This window comes from Mesorhizobium sp. M7A.F.Ca.CA.004.12.1.1 (assembly GCF_003997835.1).
Classification (GTDB): domain Bacteria; phylum Pseudomonadota; class Alphaproteobacteria; order Rhizobiales; family Rhizobiaceae; genus Mesorhizobium.
In genome coordinates, this window is record NZ_RZRK01000889.1 from 1 (window position 1) to 2,435 (window position 2,435).

Here is a 2,435-nt window from a genome sequence, read left to right on the forward strand (position 1 = left end):
CAGGATACGGAACAGAAGTGCGGGAGTTTCAGAAATATTCTTATTTTTTATTTTATCCGGGATGCCGAAGAGATTTTGCCACGCAACCGCTTGCCGGCTACCATGCTGTCTACGGGCGTGGAAGGTGGGAGATACACTTCAGGTACTCTATTTTGAGTCTGGCGACGCCAAGAGCCGGTCAGATGCTCTTCAGGTCGCCGGCGGCGACCACCGGTCCGGTCGGCTGTCCGGTCGGCGAACCGCCTGACGGCTCGAGGCTGACGGCAAGCACCGCGCCCTGGGCAAGCTTCTGCTGGGCCGCCGGCGAGACGACGATATGTGCCGTAGCACCGGTCGGAATGACGCCCATCGAGACCGGCGGGTTCTTGCCCTCGATCATCCACAGCTCGAAGTCCTTGCCGGAAGCACGCTCACCGGAGACATGCGACAGGCCGACTTCGTGATGCGCGGCGTCGTAGACGGCAAGATATCTGACGTCGCTGCCTTCGGCGGCCAGCGAAGCGACGAGGCGCGCCTGCGGCTCCTCGACCGGCGGGTTGAGGACTGGCACGGCAATGTAAATCGCCAGTGCCGCAACCGCAGCCGCGGCAAGGCCGCGCCAGAAAGCGAGGCTGGACCACAGGCCGCCGCGCGATTCGGCGGGCGTGGTCACGGCGGCAGCGTTCGCGAACAGCCGGCGGTCGACCGCGGTCTTCACCGAAACCGGCGGCTCGATTTCCGGGTAGGCGGCGGCCAGCGGTGAGAGACGGACCTCCCATCCCTCGACAAGACGAGCAAAAACCGTATCCGCATCGATGCGGCGGGCGACGATCTGGCGTTCGTCGGCATCGAGCACGCCGAGAACGTATTCGGCGGCGAGCAGGTCGTCGCCTCCACGTTCCGGTCCTGTGTCTTCTGCCAGCGTCATCTTTCCAGACATTCTCTGAGTTTCAACAGGCTGCGGCGCAGCCATGTACGCATCGTGTTCAGCGGCACGCCATGGCGCTCCGCCAGTTCGGCATAGCTCTCGCCCTTGAGATAGGCGCCCCGGACGGCGGCTGCCCGGTCCTTCTCCAACTCATCGAGACAATGGTGGATACGTTCGGATTCGTCTCCCGCCACCGCCATCGCTTCAGGCCCCGGCGCCGGATCGGCCACGTCGAGCGCGGCATCGATGTCGGCGGCAGGCCTGCGCCGCGCTCGTATGCGATCGATCGCATGATTACGCGCAATTGCCACCAGCCAGGAGATCGGGCTTAGATCGGAGACGGCAAAACGATCCGCCTTCGTCCATATCTTGACGAAGACTTCCTGTAGCGCTTCTTCCGCATCTCCCCGGTCGTTCAATACACGAAGACAGACGCCAAAAAGTTTCGCGCTGGTCTGCCGGTAAAGCAGATCGAACGCGGCCCGATCCTTCATCGAAGTCCGGACGATCAGCTTGGTGATGTCCTGCGGCGTCATCCGCGGCAAGTTAGGCGATTGCAATGTATTTGCAACGGCGGAAATAACCTTGTGCACGCCTAAGCTTTTGTGTGTCGCCAGCCGGGTCCGTCGACCGATTGCCAATGGAATCGCCACTGGCTAGCTTGCCCTCAGTGATGGGGGGAGCGCGCATGTCGGTCGAACGGATCCTTTGGGAAGAAGATGCCGCGGGCCTCGCCGATCTGGTCCGCAAGGGCGAGGTTTCGGCCGTCGAGCTGACCGACGCCGCGATTGCCCGCGCCGAGGCCACCCGTCCCGACATCAATGCCACGGCCGAACCGCTCTACGATGCCGCGCGGGCCCGCGCCAAGACCGTCGACCCTTCGCTGCCGCTGGCCGGTGTTCCCTTCGCCATCAAGGATCTCGGCATCGCCATCAGGGGCGTGCCGACGCATGGCGGCAGCCGCATTCCGGCATGGCTGGCCGATGTCAATTCGGTGCTGACCGACCGCTACATCGCTGCCGGACTTATCCCGATCGTCACCTCGACATCGCCGGAGCACGGGCTTCGATTGATGACCGAATCCAGGGCCTTCGGCATCACCCGCAATCCGTGGAACACCGGTCACACCAGCGGCGGCTCGTCGGGTGGTGCGGCTGCACTGGTCGCAGCCGGCGTAGTGCCGGTGGCACATGCCTCCGATGGCGGCGGCTCGATCCGCGTGCCTGCCGCCTGCACCGGGCTTGTCGGCCTGAAGACGTCGCGCGGCCGCACACCGCTGACGCCGCTGGTGAGCGAAAGCTGGTACGGCATGGTCGTCGACCATGCGCTCACCCGTTCGGTGCGTGATTGCGCGCTGCTGCTCGACCTCACCCATGGGTCCGATCCTCTGTCGCCCTATGCCGCGCCGCCGCCGAAAGGCACGTTCGCGGCCGCCGCGGCGCGCGACCCCGGCAAGCTCAGCCTGGCCGTGTACCGCAAATCCCCGCTTGGCCTGCCGATCTCGGACGAGACGCTCAAGGCGCTCGAC

The 2,435-nt window shown here is 64.7% G+C and carries 3 protein-coding genes; 1 reads left to right on the forward strand and 2 read right to left on the reverse strand.

Features of this window, described 5'->3' with window-relative positions; genetic code table 11:
* Positions 1-178 precede the first annotated feature (178 nt).
* Both EN984_RS31265 and EN984_RS31270 read right to left on the reverse strand, forming a co-directional pair.
* Positions 179-907, reverse strand: a complete 729-nt coding sequence (locus EN984_RS31265) for an anti-sigma factor (RefSeq protein ID WP_127267218.1) — start codon at positions 905-907, stop codon at positions 179-181.
* The gene (locus EN984_RS31270; RefSeq protein ID WP_127267227.1) at positions 904-1,443 is read right to left on the reverse strand and encodes a sigma-70 family RNA polymerase sigma factor; all 540 of its coding nucleotides are present in this window, start codon (positions 1,441-1,443) and stop codon (positions 904-906) included. The genes EN984_RS31265 and EN984_RS31270 overlap by 4 nt, the downstream gene beginning before the upstream one ends.
* Positions 1,444-1,595: 152 nt before the next feature.
* Here EN984_RS31270 and EN984_RS31275 point away from each other — a divergent pair.
* The coding region (locus EN984_RS31275) for an amidase (RefSeq protein ID WP_164765779.1) at positions 1,596-2,435 on the forward strand (840 nt) is incomplete at its 3' end.

Coding starts and splice junctions, on each gene's coding strand:
- EN984_RS31270 (WP_127267227.1), bottom strand. CDS start 1,443: ATGACGCCGCAGGACATCACCAAGCTGATCGTCCGGACTTCGATGAAG.
- EN984_RS31265 (WP_127267218.1), bottom strand. CDS start 907: ATGACGCTGGCAGAAGACACAGGACCGGAACGTGGAGGCGACGACCTG.